General features: G+C 46.2%; 14 protein-coding genes and 1 tRNA gene. 8 read left to right on the top strand and 7 right to left on the bottom strand.

Annotated elements, in window-relative coordinates; translation table 11 throughout:
• Nucleotides 1-225 precede the first annotated feature (225 nt).
• Nucleotides 226-1,683: an aminoacyl-histidine dipeptidase gene (locus DWY57_RS11640; protein WP_119961789.1), complete on the bottom strand. Its 1,458-nt coding sequence runs from the start codon at nucleotides 1,681-1,683 to the stop codon at nucleotides 226-228.
• Between the two features lie 337 nt (nucleotides 1,684-2,020).
• Entirely contained in the window at nucleotides 2,021-3,007 is a 987-nt protein-coding gene (locus DWY57_RS11635; protein WP_119961788.1) for a lysylphosphatidylglycerol synthase transmembrane domain-containing protein, read from the bottom strand.
• A gap of 135 nt (nucleotides 3,008-3,142) precedes the next feature.
• Here DWY57_RS11635 and rsmA point away from each other — a divergent pair, with 135 nt between their 5' ends.
• The 3 genes from rsmA (at nucleotide 3,143) to DWY57_RS11620 (ending at nucleotide 7,281) form a co-directional block, all read left to right on the top strand.
• The gene (rsmA, locus tag DWY57_RS11630; protein ID WP_119961787.1) at nucleotides 3,143-3,937 is read left to right on the top strand and encodes a 16S rRNA (adenine(1518)-N(6)/adenine(1519)-N(6))-dimethyltransferase RsmA; all 795 of its coding nucleotides are present in this window, start codon (nucleotides 3,143-3,145) and stop codon (nucleotides 3,935-3,937) included.
• Between the two features lie 32 nt (nucleotides 3,938-3,969).
• Nucleotides 3,970-5,310 (top strand): magnesium transporter, encoded by a 1,341-nt coding sequence (gene mgtE / locus DWY57_RS11625; protein ID WP_119961811.1) that lies wholly within the window; start codon nucleotides 3,970-3,972, stop codon nucleotides 5,308-5,310.
• A gap of 117 nt (nucleotides 5,311-5,427) precedes the next feature.
• Nucleotides 5,428-7,281, top strand: a complete 1,854-nt coding sequence (locus tag DWY57_RS11620; protein ID WP_117599306.1) for a DUF349 domain-containing protein — start codon at nucleotides 5,428-5,430, stop codon at nucleotides 7,279-7,281.
• Nucleotides 7,282-7,369: 88 nt separating this feature from the next.
• Here the strand turns inward: DWY57_RS11620 and DWY57_RS11615 are convergent, their stop codons facing one another.
• Complete coding sequence (locus DWY57_RS11615; protein ID WP_119961786.1) at nucleotides 7,370-8,548, bottom strand: phosphoribosylaminoimidazolecarboxamide formyltransferase; 1,179 nt, start codon at nucleotides 8,546-8,548, stop codon at nucleotides 7,370-7,372.
• Nucleotides 8,549-8,733: 185 nt separating this feature from the next.
• Nucleotides 8,734-8,804: transfer RNA gene (locus DWY57_RS11610), tRNA-Gln, on the bottom strand.
• Nucleotides 8,805-9,021: 217 nt separating this feature from the next.
• On the opposite strand from DWY57_RS11610, the gene rsfS reads away from it, so the two are divergent.
• From rsfS to DWY57_RS11595, 3 genes are read left to right on the top strand one after another with little or no spacing between them, the layout of a single operon-like run.
• Nucleotides 9,022-9,381, top strand: a complete 360-nt coding sequence (gene rsfS, locus DWY57_RS11605; protein WP_117599304.1) for a ribosome silencing factor — start codon at nucleotides 9,022-9,024, stop codon at nucleotides 9,379-9,381.
• Nucleotides 9,382-9,390: 9 nt separating this feature from the next.
• Nucleotides 9,391-11,406, top strand: coding sequence for an ATP-dependent zinc metalloprotease FtsH (ftsH, locus tag DWY57_RS11600; protein WP_016274133.1), 2,016 nt, complete (start codon nucleotides 9,391-9,393; stop codon nucleotides 11,404-11,406).
• Complete coding sequence (locus tag DWY57_RS11595) at nucleotides 11,396-12,238, top strand: phosphatidate cytidylyltransferase (RefSeq protein WP_117599303.1); 843 nt, start codon at nucleotides 11,396-11,398, stop codon at nucleotides 12,236-12,238. Before ftsH ends, DWY57_RS11595 begins: the two co-directional genes overlap by 11 nt.
• A gap of 117 nt (nucleotides 12,239-12,355) precedes the next feature.
• Here the strand turns inward: DWY57_RS11595 and DWY57_RS11590 are convergent, their stop codons facing one another.
• The 3 genes from DWY57_RS11590 to surE form a co-directional block, all read right to left on the bottom strand.
• Nucleotides 12,356-13,105: a NigD-like protein gene (locus DWY57_RS11590; RefSeq protein ID WP_165491385.1), complete on the bottom strand. Its 750-nt coding sequence runs from the start codon at nucleotides 13,103-13,105 to the stop codon at nucleotides 12,356-12,358.
• A gap of 98 nt (nucleotides 13,106-13,203) precedes the next feature.
• Nucleotides 13,204-14,349 carry a lipid-A-disaccharide synthase gene (lpxB, locus tag DWY57_RS11585; protein WP_117599301.1) on the bottom strand — a complete coding sequence of 382 codons (1,146 nt, stop codon included), beginning with the start codon at nucleotides 14,347-14,349 and terminating at the stop codon, nucleotides 13,204-13,206.
• A gap of 24 nt (nucleotides 14,350-14,373) precedes the next feature.
• Nucleotides 14,374-15,138: a 5'/3'-nucleotidase SurE gene (gene surE, locus DWY57_RS11580; protein WP_025836086.1), complete on the bottom strand. Its 765-nt coding sequence runs from the start codon at nucleotides 15,136-15,138 to the stop codon at nucleotides 14,374-14,376.
• Nucleotides 15,139-15,295: 157 nt separating this feature from the next.
• Here surE and DWY57_RS11575 point away from each other — a divergent pair, with 157 nt between their 5' ends.
• Nucleotides 15,296-16,732 (top strand): family 16 glycoside hydrolase, encoded by a 1,437-nt coding sequence (locus DWY57_RS11575; RefSeq protein WP_119961785.1) that lies wholly within the window; start codon nucleotides 15,296-15,298, stop codon nucleotides 16,730-16,732.
• Between the two features lie 45 nt (nucleotides 16,733-16,777).
• Nucleotides 16,778-17,251, top strand: coding sequence for a DUF456 domain-containing protein (locus DWY57_RS11570; RefSeq protein WP_117964875.1), 474 nt, complete (start codon nucleotides 16,778-16,780; stop codon nucleotides 17,249-17,251).
• Nucleotides 17,252-17,393 lie beyond the last annotated feature (142 nt).

Below are 17,393 nucleotides of genomic sequence, written 5' to 3'. Positions count from 1 at the left end.
AAAATAGAGCCTTTGTTCAAGATAACAAGCAAAAAATGGATAAAAAACATGTTTTATAACATATTTCTTGACTTAAGTCAATTTTCAAGGAGAAAGTGAAAGGATATTGACATGCATTGTAATAAGTCCGAGACATTCTGGCAGAAAGAGGACAAACTGTCACAGACAAAAAAAGGCAGGATACTTATAAAGCACCCCGCCCCTATTCATAACATAAAGTATTCTCTACTTTTCAGGAGTCTGCTCCAATGTAGCCACCAAGAAACTATAGAACTTGGAAACAGTAGGAATTAACGCACGCTCGTCCGGTGAATGCGGAGAACGCAAAGTGGGACCGAAAGAAATCATATCAAGTCCTGGACAATTGGCACCAATAATACCGCATTCCAGACCTGCATGAATAACCTTCACGGCAGGTTCCACACCAAACTGCTGCTTATAGGACAGCTTCATGGCATGCAGTATAGGAGAATCCACATTGGGCTGCCATCCGGAATAACCACCACTCAATTCCACCTTCATACCTGCCATAGCGAAACAAGCTGTCAGGCTGTCTGCCAGGAAATCCTTCATTGTATCGCAAGAACTACGCGCCAAAATACGAACTTCGGCCTTACCATCTGCAATGGTTACGATAGCCAAATTAGAGGAGGTTTCTACAGTATCGGGAACAGTAGGAATCATACGCATCACACCATTCTGGCAAGCCATCAACACGTTAATCATATTATCCTGGATTTCTGAGGGAACAACGGCAGCAGGTAGAGTCACCTCTTCTACACTCAGAGTAATACCACTTTCAATCGGAGCATATTCGTCATTCAGTTGTGCCTCGTATTCCTTCATATAATCTTCCAAACCGTCCATATCCTCAGGATTGAACACCAATACCGCATGTGCTTCGCGAGGGATAGCATTACGCATATTGCCACCTTCAAAACTTGCCAGCTGGGAGTCAAACTCAATCAGCAAATCATGTACGATACGTGCCAGCAATTTATTGGCATTACCGCGCCCTTCATTGATTTCCAAACCGGAATGACCGCCACGCAAACCTTTCAACGTAATTTTACGAGCAACGAAATCGACCATAGGCATCTCCTCCTTATATTCCAAAGTAGCAGTAATATCAAGACCACCGGCACAGCCGATATAGAGTTCTCCTTCGTCCTCAGAGTCAAGGTTCAGCAGAATTTCCCCTTGCATAGTTCCCGGTTTCAAGCCGAATGCACCATACATTCCCGTTTCTTCATCCTTAGTAATCAGAGCTTCCAATGGACCATGCTTCAAGTTATTATCTTCAAGTACCGCCATAATGGCAGCCACTCCCAAACCATTATCTGCCCCCAGCGTGGTTCCTTTGGCTTTCACCCAATCACCGTCAACATAGGTTTCAATGGGATCTGTTGTAAAATCGTGGATAGTATCGTTGTTCTTCTGGGGCACCATGTCCATATGCGCCTGAAGGATGACGCCCTTGCGGTTTTCCATACCCGGAGTGGCAGGCTTACGAATAATAACATTGCCGACCTCGTCGACAAATGATTCCAACCCCAAGCCTTTTCCAAAATCAATAAGGAATTTGGTAATCTTCTCCATATGTCCTGACGGACGGGGAATCTGGGTCAGTGAATAAAAGTGCTTCCATACATTCTGTGGAGCTAACTGTAAGATTGTACTCATAATTCTAAAAAGTTAGTTTTCGCAAATATAACGGTTTATTCTCGGAAAGTACAATAAACCGGGATTTTTCTAAAGTACTAAATCATCGGCTATCTTAAATATGGCTTTTACATCATTTAGGAATTTCTCCCGCTTCCATATACAAGCAACAATATCGTTTAAAGAAACCAATCTTCCAACAACCTTTACGACTCCAGTACATATAAGGAAATGCCGAAGTTATTGCAAAGAAGTATTACAGTACTTTTAAAGGAGTACTACAGTGGTTCTCTATAAATAACTGTTTCTGTCCTCTAACATAAGAAATAACAATATAGGAACTCACCACAAGAAACGTCTATTTCTTTGTCCTATTCGCCAACACCAGGTGCAACGACCCGTAGATGCCCAGCACTATCACCAGCAACGTCTGTATGCCATGCACTATCAGCGCAAAGACACCCACATCCGTAGCATTTACCCCATAAAGCATCATCATAGTGATGACAGCAAAGTGCCAGGGACCTGCCCCGTTGGGCGTAGGAACAATGACTGCAAACGTTCCTCCGACAAACATCACCATTCCGGCAAGGAAACTAAGGTGCTCTGTAAACTGGAAGCAATAGAAAGTTATATAGAAATGATAAAAATAGCATAGCCAAATAAGTAAAGTGTAAAGAACAAACAAAGGCACATTCTTCACATTCTTAAGCGACATCACACCTTCCCATATATTCAAGACTACCCCCTTCACCTTTTCAAAAAAAGAGAGCATACGCAACAGAAAATAGAGAAGTACCAGAACACCAATAATAGAAAAAAGAGCCACATAAAACCAAGGAGAAGTCACAAGATGCATCAGTGATGGAATCTTGGTGCCCGTCTCCTCAAAAAAACGGAAAAAAACGGGCATCTGCACCAAAAAAGTAATCCCCGTAATCAGCAGAATGCAAAGCGTATCTACCAACCGCTCTGTCACCACCGTCCCCAAGGACTTCGCAAAGGAAACATTATCATATTTGGCAAGTACTCCACAACGTGAAACCTCTCCCACACGGGGCAGTACCAGATTGGTGGCATAAGATACGAAAATGGCATCGACGCAATCGCTTGTTTTGGGATGAGCATCCAGTGGCTCCAAAGTCTGCTTCCAACGCCAGCCTCGCAACACATGGCTCATCACACCGAAGAACAAGGACAACAACATCCACCACCAGTTCGTCTGATGAAGTAGAACTTCTTCTGCCTTTGAAAAGTCAAAATCACGATATACCCAATAGAGGATAAAACCACCCAATAAAATGGGTAAGATGATTTTCAACGTTTTTTTTAGCAGCTTATTCATACGATATTCCCAAATTCTTCATTCTTCATTCTTCATTCTTCATTGAAAAGAACTACCTTTGCTCCGTGTAAAGATAGGTTGTTGTTCACGCTACAGCCTACGTTTACGGAGCAAAAGTAATGATTTAGTTGATACATGAGAGTAGTTAAACCTAAAAAGTTTCTCGGGCAACACTTCCTGAAAGACCTGAAAGTGGCACAAGACATTGCCGACACGGTAGATGTCTGTCCCGAAATTCCCATCCTCGAAGTTGGTCCGGGAATGGGAGTACTGACCCAGTTTCTTCTGCCCAAAGAACGCAACGTCAAAGTAGTAGAACTGGACTACGAGTCAGTGGCCTACCTACGGGAAGCCTATCCGCAACTGGAAGACAACATCATTGAGGACGATTTCCTCAAAATGAACCTGCAACGGTTGTTTGGCGGGCAACCTTTTGTGCTGACGGGAAACTATCCTTATAATATCTCCAGCCAGATATTCTTCAAAATGCTGGAATATAAGGATCTGATTCCCTGCTGTACGGGTATGATACAAAAGGAAGTAGCCGAGCGCATAGCCGCCGGGCCGGGCAGCAAGACATACGGAATCCTAAGTGTACTGATACAAGCATGGTACAAAGTGGAGTACTTGTTTACGGTACACGAACATGTCTTCAACCCGCCCCCAAAAGTTAAAAGTGCCGTCATCCGCATGATGCGCAATGAAACGCACGATTTAGGCTGCGACGAGAAATTGTTCAAGCAAGTAGTGAAAACCACGTTCAACCAACGACGCAAGACACTGCGGAACTCCATAAAACCGATACTCGGCAAAGACTGTCCACTGACGGAGGACGTATTATTTAATAAACGCCCGGAACAACTGTCCGTAAAGGAATTTATTCAGCTGACCAACCAAGTGGAGCAGGCATTGAGAACAATTAATGATTAATGGTTAGTGATTAAACACGAATAATCATGGAAATAGACGAAGAATATATAGACAAAGTCAAAAGCCTGATAGAACAGAAAGACGCGGAAAACGTCAAGACACTTTTGACCGACCTTCATCCGGCGGATATTGCAGAACTATGCAATGACCTCGGCTTGGAGGAAGCCCGCTTCGTTTACCGCCTCCTTGACAACGAAACGGCAGCGGATGTACTGGTTGAAATGGACGAAGACATCCGGAAAGAATTCCTGGAACTTCTTCCTTCGGAGACCATTGCCAAACGTTTCGTGGATTATATGGACACGGACGATGCCGTAGACCTGATGCGCGAACTCGATGAAGACAAGCAGGAGGAAATACTTTCGCACATCGAAGATATAGAACAAGCCGGTGACATCGTTGACCTGCTGAAATATGATGAAGACACTGCCGGTGGTTTGATGGGTACGGAAATGGTGACTGTCAATGAAAACTGGAGTATGCCGGAGTGTCTGAAGGAAATGCGCCTGCAAGCTGAAAAGCTGGATGAAATTTACTACGTATACGTCATCGACGACGAAGACCGTCTGCAAGGAGTATTCCCATTAAAGAAAATGATAACTTCCCCTTCTGTCTCCAAGGTAAAGCATGTGATGCGAAAAGATCCTATCTCCGTCCATGTAGATACCCCCATTGACGAAGTGGTGCAAATCATCGAAAAGTATGACTTAGTGGCAGTTCCTGTTGTAGACAGCATCGGGCGCCTGGTAGGCCAGATTACCGTAGACGACGTCATGGACGAAGTCCGCGAACAGTCGGAACGTGATTACCAGCTGGCATCCGGTTTGTCCCAAGATGTAGAAACGGACGATAATGTTATGCGCCAAACTTCAGCCCGCCTTCCATGGCTACTCATCGGTATGCTGGGAGGTATAGGCAACTCCATGATATTGGGCAACTTCGACACGACTTTCGCCGCCCACCCGGAAATGGCCCTTTATATTCCGTTGATTGGCGGTACGGGGGGAAACGTGGGAACCCAGTCGTCTGCCATCATCGTACAAGGCCTTGCCAACAGCTCACTGGATGCCAAAGACATCTTCAAACAGGTAGCTAAGGAAGCTGTAGTGGCGGTTATCAATGCAACCATCATTTCCCTGCTAGTATACATTTATAATTTTATCCGGTTCGGAGCTACGGCTACGGTCACTTATTCCGTCTCCATCAGCCTCTTTGCAGTCGTCATGTTCGCCTCCATCTTCGGAACGCTAGTCCCCATGACTTTAGAGAAGCTGAAGGTTGACCCGGCCATTGCCACCGGCCCATTTATCTCCATCACCAATGACATTATAGGCATGATGCTGTACATGGGTATCACAGTCTTACTGTCATAAAAACAAGAAAATAGAAAAAAATCAAGGCAAATTGTATGAAGTAATCATTTTATTTCATTAATTTGTAGCCTAATGTAACCCGAACGGGAGGAACCCGTTTCTAAAAAAGTAAATACAATGACGGACACTCATGACACTAATCTCCCCGAAAAGCCGGTGGAATTAGAAGAAGAAAAGAAGACAGCAGAGGTTTCTGAACCGGCAACAACAGAAACTCCCGCTGAAGAAATCGTTTCAAAAAAGCCGGTAGAGTCAGTTCTGAAGCTCACGAAAGAGGAAATACTTGCCAAACTCAAAGAGGTGGTTGCAGACGTGGAGAACGTGGCAAAACCTGAAATAGACGGTTTGAAGCAATCTTTCTACAAGCTGCACAATGCTGAGCAGGATGCGGCGAGAAAACTGTTCATTGAAAACGGAGGCGCCGCGGAGAACTTTGTTCCACAAACAGACTGTGTGGAGGAAGAGTTCAAGAATATCATGTCCGTCATCAAAGAAAAAAGAAGTGCACTCACAGCCGAACTGGAGAAGCAAAAGGAAATGAACCTGCAGGTAAAGCTTTCCATCATCGAAGAGCTGAAGGAGCTGGTTGAATCTCCAGATGACGCCAACAAGAGCTATACGGAGTTCAAGAAACTACAGCAGCAATGGAACGAAGTTAAACTCGTTCCGCAAGCTAAGGTCAACGAGCTTTGGAAAAACTACCAATTGTATGTTGAGAAATTCTATGACCTTCTGAAACTGAACAATGAATTCCGCGAATACGATTTCAAGAAGAATTTGGAAATCAAGACACATCTCTGTGAAGCTGCCGAAAAGCTGGCGGATGAAGAGGATGTAGTTTCAGCTTTCCATCAGTTACAGAAGCTACATCAAGAATTTCGTGATACAGGGCCGGTAGCCAAGGAACTACGCGACGAAATCTGGGCACGTTTCAAAGCTGCCTCTACAACCGTAAACCGACGTCACCAGCAACATTTCGAAGCATTGAAGGAAGTGGAACAGCACAATCTTGACCAAAAGACTGTAATTTGCGAAATCATAGAAGCCATTGACTACAAAGAACTGACAAGCTTTGCTTCTTGGGAGAGCAAGACGCAAGAAGTCATCGCACTTCAAAACAAATGGAAAACCATTGGTTTCGCTCCGCAAAAAATGAACGTGAAGATTTTCGAACGTTTCCGCAAAGCGTGCGACGAGTTCTTCCGTAGAAAGGGAGAGTTCTTCAAGAGCCTGAAGGAAGGTATGAACGAAAACCTGGAAAAGAAGCGTGCCTTGTGCGAAAAAGCAGAAGCTCTGAAGGACAGTACCGACTGGAAAGCAACCGCCGATGAACTGACCAAACTTCAGAAAGAATGGAAAACCATTGGTCCGGTAGCAAAAAAATATTCGGATGCCGTATGGAAACGTTTCATCTCCGCTTGTGACTACTTCTTCGAACAAAAGAACAAAGCCACTTCTTCACAGCGCAGCGTAGAGCAGGAAAATCTGGAAAAGAAAAAAGCCATCATCGAGAAACTGAATGTTATCGATGACCAAATGGATACGGAGGAAGCTACCCAACTGGTACGCGACCTCATGAAAGAGTGGAACGGCGTAGGACATGTACCTTTCAAAGAGAAAGACCGAATCTATAAGCAATACCACAGCCAGGTAGACAAATTGTTTGAACGCTTCAACATCAGCGCCTCCAACAAGAAGCTAAGCAACTTCAAGTCGACTATCAGCTCCATTCAGGAAGGTAGTCCACAAGCCCTTTACCGGGAACGTGAGAAGCTGGTACGTGCCTTCGACAATATGAAGAACGAGCTTCAGACATATGAAAACAATCTCGGTTTCCTAACCACTTCTTCCAAAAAGGGAAACAGTCTGCTGACAGAAATCAACCGCAAGGTGGAAAAGCTGAAAGCAGATATCGAACTTGTAAAAGAAAAGATAAAAGTGGTGGACGAGAATATCAAAAATCAAGGATAACGCAACAAGATAAGACTTAAAAAAAAAATAGCCCCGCCCCCACGGCTGTATAGCTGTAGGGGCGGGTCTATTTTTTTATTAAGTCTTATCAATGATGGAACAGACGGATACCCGTGAACGTCATGGCAATGCCATATTTATCGCAAGTTTCAATCACATGGTCATCGCGTACAGAACCACCCGCTTGGGCAATGTAATCTACTCCACTCTTATGGGCACGCTCAATATTGTCTCCAAAAGGAAAGAATGCATCCGAACCCAAAGAAACACCTTTCAATGTATCCAACCAAGCCCGTTTTTCTTCACGGGTCAGCACTTCAGGTTTCTCCGTAAAGAACTGCTGCCAAACACCGTTAGCCAGCACATCGTCATGGTCTTCACTGATATAGACATCAATCGTATTATCACGGTCGGCACGGCGGATTTTCTCTACCCATGGCAAATTCAACACCCTCGGATGCTGGCGTAAATACCAAATGTCGGCCTTGTTGCCCGCCAAGCGAGTACAGTGGATACGGCTCTGCTGGCCGGCACCAATACCGATAGCCTGACCGTCCTTCACATAGCATACAGAATTCGACTGCGTATATTTCAAAGTGATAAGGGCTATCATCAAATCACGTTTCGCTGCTTCCGGGAAATTCTTATTCCGAGTAGGAATATTCGCAAAGAGTTCATCTCCATTCAGCTTTATCTCATTACGTCCCTGCTCAAACGTGATACCAAAGACATCCTTATGTTCAATCGGGGCAGGCTTATAGCCGGGACTTATCTGAATCACATTGTAAGTTCCTTTACGCTTTTCCCTCAAGATAGCCAGTGCTTCGTCCGTATACCCCGGAGCAATAACGCCATCCGAGACCTCGCGGTTAATAAAACGTGCAGTAGCCTCGTCGCACACATCACTCAAAGCGATAAAGTCACCATAAGAAGACATACGGTCGGCACCGCGGGCACGCACATATGCGCAAGCAAGCGGAGAGAGCGGAAGATTATCCACAAAATAAATCTTCTTCATTATTTCGTCGAGTTCCAAACCGATGGCGGCCCCCGCCGGACTGACGTGCTTGAATGAAGTTGCAGCAGGCATACCGGTCGCCTCTTTCAGTTCCTTTACCAACTGCCATCCATTCAAGGCATCCATAAAATTAATATACCCTGGACGTCCGTTCAGAACCTCAATAGGTAACTCCCCCTCCTGCATGAAAATGCGAGCCGGCTTCTGGTTAGGGTTACAGCCGTACTTCAGTGCTAATTCTTTTGCCATAAAATTCTGCTTTAATGTTGAAATGCTACAAATTTACAGAATATTTCCGGCTTACAGAAGCCTTGTCACTGAATTTGCCACCGAATGCCTACACTGAAATTTTCGTACATGATTGAAAAGTAACAAAAAAACCACTAAAACTTGCGATTTTAGTGTTTTTTTGACTTAAATAAGCTGTTTGATAGTTGGGCTACCTGGATTCGAACCAGGAATGACAGGACCAGAATCTGTAGTGTTACCATTACACCATAGCCCAATTATTGTTATTTCCGTTTTGCGGTTGCAAAGATACAAAGATTTCTATAAATCAAAACAAAAACGAGTATTTTTTTCGCAAAAAACTGATAAGATACCGTAATCCAAAGGATTATATAACTAAAAAAAATCAAAAATTGAAAGAGTTTTCCTCTTTTGCGTGTTTGATATGAGAAATCAACGTATATTTGTCAACAGTTTTAATATAATACTGTATAATGAACGAAACGAAAAAACTGATTCAACAGATAACAGAAGGTATTCAAGATAAAAAAGGAAAAAAAATCGTCATCGCAGATCTGACAAAAATCGACGATACAATATGCAATTATTTCGTCATCTGCCAAGGAAACTCTCCCAGCCAAGTGACAGCCATTGTAGAATCCATCAGGGACTTCACACGCAAGGGTGCCGACACCAAGCCCTTTGCCGTAGACGGGCTGCGCAATGCCGAATGGGTAGCTATGGACTACCCGGACATATTGGTGCATGTCTTCCTGCCTGAAACAAGGGAATTCTACAATCTGGAACACCTCTGGGCAGACGCCAAATTAACTCAAATTCCTGATCTCGATTAATCAAAACGTATGGACAATAATACCAACAAGAAACCCAATAAAGTGAATATGCCCAAGTTCAACCTGAACTGGCTGTATATGATTATAGCAATGATGTTGCTGGGGTTGTACCTGACTAATGAAAGTGGTACGGCAACTAAAAATATTTCTTATGATGAATTCCAGCAATATGTACGAGACGGTTATATAAGCAAAGTCATCGGCTACGACGACAATTCTGTCGAAGCATACGTCAAACCGCAACACGTAGGAAACGTATTTCGTCAGGACTCCAGTCGCGTAGGTAAGAATCCGCTTATTACGACCGAGGCCCCTTCACGCGAGAGCCTGGGCAATTTCCTGCAAAAGGAAAGAGACGACGCCCACTTTGACGGTTCTATTAACTACGAAAAAAAACGGAACTACTTCGGTGCCATTCTGTGGCAGATTCTCCCTTTTGCATTCCTTATCGGTTTCTGGATTTTCATGTCCCGCCGCATGAGCGGTGGTGGAGGCATGGGTGGAGGTGGAGGCATCTTCAGCGTAGGAAAGTCCAAGGCCCAATTGTTTGAAAAAGGTTCCCCCATCAAGATTACATTCAAAGATGTGGCAGGACTTGCCGAAGCCAAGCAAGAGGTAGAAGAAATTGTCGAGTTCTTGAAAGAGCCCCAGAAATATACCGATTTGGGAGGTAAGATACCCAAAGGCGCTTTGCTAGTAGGCCCTCCGGGAACCGGAAAGACCCTGCTTGCAAAGGCTGTGGCCGGAGAAGCCAACGTACCTTTCTTCTCTTTGGCAGGTTCCGACTTTGTGGAAATGTTTGTCGGCGTGGGAGCTTCCCGTGTCCGCGATTTGTTCCGCCAAGCAAAGGAAAAAGCGCCTTGTATCGTGTTTATCGACGAGATTGACGCTGTAGGGCGTGCCCGTGCCAAAGCAGCCGCTATGGGTGGCAACGACGAGCGCGAGAACACATTGAACCAGTTACTGACCGAGATGGACGGTTTCGGCTCCAACAGTGGTGTTATCATCTTAGCCGCCACCAACCGTGTGGACGTTTTGGATAAGGCATTGTTGCGTGCCGGACGTTTTGACCGCCAAATACATGTAGACCTACCCGACCTTAATGAGCGTAAGGAAGTATTCGGTGTACACCTGCGCCCCATCAAGATAGACAATAGTGTGGATGTAGACCTTCTGGCACGCCAGACTCCCGGATTCTCGGGGGCAGACATTGCCAATGTATGTAACGAAGCAGCTTTGATAGCCGCCCGCCACGGCAAAAAGTTTGTCGGAAAGCAAGACTTCCTGGACGCTGTAGACCGTATTGTGGGTGGGTTGGAAAAGAAAACCAAAATCACTACCGAGGCCGAACGCCGTTCCATTGCCATACACGAAGCCGGCCATGCCAGTATCTCCTGGTTACTGGAATACGCCAATCCACTGATTAAAGTAACCATTGTACCCCGTGGACGCGCTTTGGGCGCGGCTTGGTATCTGCCGGAAGAACGGCAAATCACCACCAAGGAACAGATGCTTGATGAGATGTGTGCCACCTTGGGAGGACGTGCTGCCGAAGACCTATTCTTAGGTAGAATATCCACCGGAGCCATGAATGACTTGGAACGCGTGACCAAGCAGGCGTACGGTATGATTGCCTATCTGGGTATGAGCGAAAAACTCCCCAATCTCTGTTACTATAATAATGAGGAATATTCCTTCAACCGCCCGTATAGCGAAAAGACTGCGGAACTGATTGACGAAGAAGTGAAGCAGATGGTCAACGAACAGTACGAACGTGCCAAGAAAATATTGTCCGAAAACCAAGAAGGGCACAACCGGCTGGCACAACTGCTGATTGACAAAGAAGTAATCTTTGCCGAAGACGTTGAGCACATCTTTGGGAAACGTCCATGGGCTTCCCGCTCGGAGGAAATCAGTGCAAACAAGACTGCTGCCGAGCTAAAAAAAGCAGAGCAAGAAGAAGAGCAAAAAGCCATAGAAGCAGAAAAGGAAGTCAAGGAAGAAGAAGAAAAGCATGAAAAATAACTTTATCCAACGTGCCGTTACCGGCGTGTTATTCGTCATAGTATTGGTGGGCTGTATTCTTTACAGCCCCCTTTCGTTCGGTATACTGTTCACCATTATCAGCGCACTGAGCGTACATGAGTTTGCCCAATTAGTCAGCAAAAGCGGCGAAGTAAGCATTAACAAAACCATCACTGCATTGGGGGGAGCCTACCTTTTCCTTGCATTAATGAGTTTCTGTACCCAGCAGTCTGTAGGAGCACGGGTATTCCTTCCTTATTTGGGACTATTGCTCTACATGATGATTACGGAACTTTACCTCAAGAAAAAGAATCCGACGGGTAACTGGGCCTACTCCATGCTAAGCCAATTATACGTGGCACTCCCCTTTGCCCTGCTGAACGTACTTGCTTTTCAAAATTCCTCGGAAACGGGCAGTGTAACCTATAACCCTATTCTACCGCTTTCCATTTTCGTATTTATCTGGTTGAGCGATACAGGTGCCTATTGCGTAGGTTCGCTGATAGGCAAAAACCGTCTGTTCGAACGTATCTCACCTAAAAAATCTTGGGAGGGCAGCATCGGCGGCGGAATATTCTCCATCGCTTCCTCTCTTGGCTTTGCACACTTCTTTCCATTTATGTCAGAATGGCAATGGGTAGGTCTGGCAATCGTTGTCGTCATTTTCGGCACTTGGGGCGATCTGACCGAATCACTCATGAAACGCCAATTGGGCATAAAGGATTCCGGTAACATTCTGCCGGGGCATGGAGGGATGCTCGACCGTTTCGACAGTGCACTGATGGCAATTCCTGCAGCAGTTGTTTATCTATATGCCTTGACGATGTTCTAACGACGACTCACATGACCAAACTTACATAAAACAAATATAAAAAGAGCACCCGGGCAAGGTGAATGACATCAAAATCCCGGGTGCTCTTTCTAACTATATACTCTCGCAAACTCTTTCTTACTTCAACTGCATATTGGACAAATCCACATTAGTAGTCAACTTTTCATTAGTACCCACAGTTTTCAAATCAAAGGTTACTTCCACCTCTCCATTCTCCTCTGAATTGAGTTTCAACTTGATACCTTTGGTTTCAGAGGGAATGTCCAGACTGTTCAGATTATAAGAAACAGCACCGGGGCTGCGATAACCCGTCAAGTCATCATAGTCGTTATAGCGGAGCTCCAAGTGGATGTATCCGTCTTCACCATACAAAGCATCATCTTCTTGCGGACGTACCAGACTAATGCGATGTTTATTATCAGCCGAAGACGGCAGGTTCTGCATGAAAAAAATGTTCATATAGCCACCGCTAATGGTAATGTCACCTTTATATATAAGTACGGAATCATTGCCGAACTCCTCTTCTGTTTCGGGAGTCAGCGTCTCCACCTCTTTCGTCAGAACATTCTGCAAGCGTAACAATTTCACAGCATGGTCATACCCTGCATAGTCATCCCACAAAGGATTGAACATGGTAATCACACGCTGCCCATCCACAGCATCATACCACCCAATGTCCGTATTCACCGGCCAGAGTGTCCCCCAGACATCGCAGTTTAAATAAAAGGCATTTCCCGTAACACGCACAGTAGCCCACAAAGGCGGGGTGAAATCACCCAAAGAATATCCGTCGTTATCATCACATGATTGCAAAGCGGGCATCACTGCCAAACATATTGCCATAAATAACCAATGTAGCTTTTTCATAATCAAAGTCCTTTTCATTTGTTTCTGTATAGAAAATACAAAAGCCGGGCATTTACTGCACCGGCTTTTCCCATTTTAACAAATTCTTAATTTTTCGATTATTCTTCCCTCCTTCTCAGTAATGCCACCATCTCGCGGGCAGTATGTTTGGGTGCTCCTGCCTCTCCCAGACGGGATGCCATATACTCATATCCCTCGAGCATCTGACGGCGGTATTCCTTATCGTACAAAATGCGGTTCAGCTCCGAGCGTACCTGCTCTACCGTCATGGTATCTGCAACCAGCTCTTTCACCACCTCCCGGTTGGCTATGAGATTGACCAGGGAAATGTACTTCACTTTCAGTATATGCCGTTTCAGGAAAGCGATAACCTTTCCTATCGGAGTATGGTAGCACACCGCTTGCGGCACACGGAACAGAGCTGTTTCCAGCGTTGCCGTCCCCGAAGTGACCAGTGCAGCCTCTGCCTGCCTCAACAAAGGGTATGTCTTGTTGAAGATAATCTTCACGTCCGCCCCACCCACATAACGTTTATAATACTCGGGGGAAATACCCGGAGCACCGGCCAGCACCAGTTGATAATCGGGAAAAGAAGCTGCCGCACGAAGCATGTCGGGCAGATTGTCCTTGATTTCCTGCTTGCGGCTACCAGCCAGCAGAGCAATAATGGGTTTGGTAGGAAGTCCGTTTGCCCGGACAAAGTCGTCGAATGTCTCTGAGCTGGAAGCAAGAAAAGCCGTCACTTCATCCACTGTCGGATTGCCGACATAACGTATCGGATACCCGTGCTTCCCTTCAAAAAACTCCACCTCGAACGGTAGGATGGAGAACAGCTCATCTACATCCCGTTTAATATTCTTGATGCGGTATTCCTTCCATGCCCAAATCTTGGGAGAGATATAATAAAAGACAGGAATCCTCGTGTTGGCATGGACAAACTTGGCTATATCCAGATTAAAGCCCGGATAGTCCACCAAAATCAGCACATCCGGCTGCCACGCAACAATATCCTCCTTGCAGCGCTTCATATTGGCAAAAATGGTGCGCAGATGCAGCAATACGGGAATGAACCCCATATATGCCAACTCTTTGTAATGCTTCACCATCACACCACCCACTGCAGCCATGAGATCGCCTCCGAAGAAACGGAACTCCGCTTGCGAGTCCTCCTCCTTCAATGCAGCCATCAGATGGGAAGCATGCAGGTCACCAGAAGCTTCACCGGCAATCAAGTAGTACTTCATATCAATTGATAATTGTCAATTAATTCAGAACCATGTTTTCAGTTCATCAATCAAGCCGTATGCCGTTGCATCCACCGTGGTCGGGGTGATTGCCACATAACCGTTATCAAGCGCCCAATGGTCATTCTTCTCATTTTCGGCATCGTTGTTCTCAAACTCGCCGGTCAGCCAGTAGTAATGGGCATCTCCTCTATGGGCAAAGTTTTCCCATTCATTGGTCCATTGCCCCTTGGTTTGTTCGCAAATCTTCACACCCTTCAATTCTTTGGTATCGGGGAAGTTGACATTGAGGCATGTCAACGGAGGGAGTCCTTTCTCCAATACCAGCCGGGCTATCTCGCGGATGTAAGGACCTGCAGGTTCAAAATCAGCGTTCGGCTCATGGTTGCAAAGGGAGAATCCGATGGAAGGCACTCCTTTCAGGCATCCCTCTATCACAACGCCCATCGTACCGGAATAATGCAGGTTTACGGAAGAATTGTCGCCATGATTGATGCCGCCTACCACCAAGTCGGGCTTGCGGTCGAGCACCGTATGAAAAGCCAGCTTCACACAATCGGTCGGCGTACCGGAACACTTGTATACCGTCAGCCCAACATCCTTACGAACCAGCTGGTAGTGGATAGGTTCCGTTACTGTCAGCGCACAAGCACTTCCAGAGCGGGGTGCATCCGGCGCCATTACCACAATCTCACCCAGCGGACGGAGGAATTTGATTAACTCGCTAATACCTTTCGCAATGATGCCGTCATCATTGGAAATCAATATCAAAGGTCTCTGATTTTCCATAACTTTCTTTTTTATTATCGTGCAAAAGTAGCTAAAAAGGCTTTAAACTGAATACTACAAAGATAATAATTCTTTTGTATTCAAAGATATTTTCAGAAAAGGCTAACTTTGTACCGACAATAATCGGAATATAATCATTCATAAAATCCATGCTATAATGAACACTTTTTGCCATCCTACCATTGCTGCACGCATCGAGACGGCAGCTGCCGCAATAATTCTGTTTCTAACAACCCTGACAAGCTGTGGCAGGAACAGTTCTCTCGAGCCACTTGACCAATGGAATGACGGGACATCTACGCTCCACACAGCAGACCCGGTCATTGCAGAAGGCCGGAAGCTTTTCAACGACAAAGAATACCAAAATTTCCGACTCACCGGAGAAGCCCTCACACAGCCCGGCTCCGAAGCAGGCCTCCTCTTTCATACGGACGGTGAGTCCGGTTATGAAGTGATATTCCGTAACGGAGACATCGACGGCACACGCAAGAGCGGCTCACTCGCCTCGGTGCGCAACCTCTATCGCTCACTCGCAAAAGATGGAGAATGGTTTGACTTCGAGATAACCGTACGCGGGCAAAACATCATTGTCTGCATTAACGGAACCGAAGTTGTCTGCTATACCGAACCCGAACACCCATATCGCACAGAGGAGCACGCCCGACAAGTGCTGAGTCAAGGTTCCATTGCCCTGCAAGGCATACAGGGCGAAGTGTCATTCCGGAATCTCGCCATCGAACGGCTTGCCAAGGAAGCACGCAACGAAGCCGACACGCTTGCTCCGGTAGACGAGCGCACGGATGAGATAATCAGGCTACAACAACGCGATTTCCCAGTTATAGACTACCACGTTCACTTGAAAGGAGGGCTGACAAAGGAAATGGCACACGCCATGTCCATGAATTACGGTATCAACTATGGTGTCGCCCCCAATGCCGGAGAAGGAGGCGTAGGACGTATGCTGGCCGATGACAAAGAAGTGTACGACTATTTTAATGAAGTAAAAGGGATGCCATTCCTGTGCGGTGTACAAGGTGAGGGACGCAAATGGACGGCAACTTTCTCGCAGGAAGCCTTGGGGATTTTCGATTACCTGTTTACCGACGCCATGACCATCATAGACCACAAAGGACGTAATTCGCGTATCTACCGGGCCGAAGAAGCACTCTTTGATGACATTACGCTTGAACGGTATATGGACCACCTTGTCGACCAAACAGTCCTGATTCTGACCAACGAGCCTGCCGACATTTATGCCAACCCTACCTTCTTGCCCGACACTATGGCGAATGATTACGACAAGTACTGGACGGACGGACGCATTGAACGCGTATTGGATGTATTGCAACAACATGGAATCGCTCTGGAAATCAATGCACGCTACCGGATTCCCAGTTTCGAGATTATCCGTCGCACCAAAGCACGTGGAATCAAATTCACATTCGGTACAAACAATGTCGATGCCGACTTCGGACGACTGGAATACTGCGCCGAAGCCATCAAGCAATGCGGCCTCACAGCCGACGATATATGGTTCCCGTCGATGAGCACACGCCGCTCCCGCCCCATTGTCATATACAACCGATTCGAGTAGCAGGGAACAACCGCTGTCATCTTCACCAACAGAAACGATACACCTATGGACATTCTTCTCATCATCTTGGGCATCCTCTGTCTGATTGTCGGATTGGCAGGCTGCATCCTGCCTATGATTCCGGGACCGCCCGTAGCCTATGCAGGCTTGTTGCTTCTACATTTCACGGACAAGGCGCAGTTTTCCACCACGCAGTTACTTCTATGGCTGGCAGCAGTCGTCCTTGTACAGATACTGGATTATTTCGTCCCGATGCTGGGCAGCAAATATAGCGGAGGCAGTCGGTGGGGAACGCGCGGCTGCCTCATAGGCACCATCGTAGGGTTGTTCTTCATGCCTTGGGGCATCATCCTCGGCCCCTTTCTCGGAGCCTTTGCCGGCGAACTGATGGGAGGCAGCAAGACAGACCAGGCCTTGAAATCGGGGCTGGGCTCGCTGCTTGGATTCTTGCTGGGCACAGTAGTGAAATGTGTCATATGTGCGTACTTCTGCTGGGAGTTCGTCAAAGCCTTGGTCTGACACCATCTCCTCTCCTTCCGCCCGGAAACAACTTATCTGCCGACCGCCATCCACACAGTAGTCCATCTGCATGAGATGTGCATCTCGAGCAACATGAGATGCCCGTCTCAAACAACACGAGATGTACATCTCATGCAAGTAG

Source organism: Bacteroides sp. AF25-5LB (assembly GCF_003602965.1).
Lineage (GTDB): Bacteria > Bacteroidota > Bacteroidia > Bacteroidales > Bacteroidaceae > Bacteroides > Bacteroides uniformis.
The sequence above is the reverse complement of the archived record's forward strand: the minus strand, read 5'-3'. Positions and strand labels throughout refer to the sequence as shown.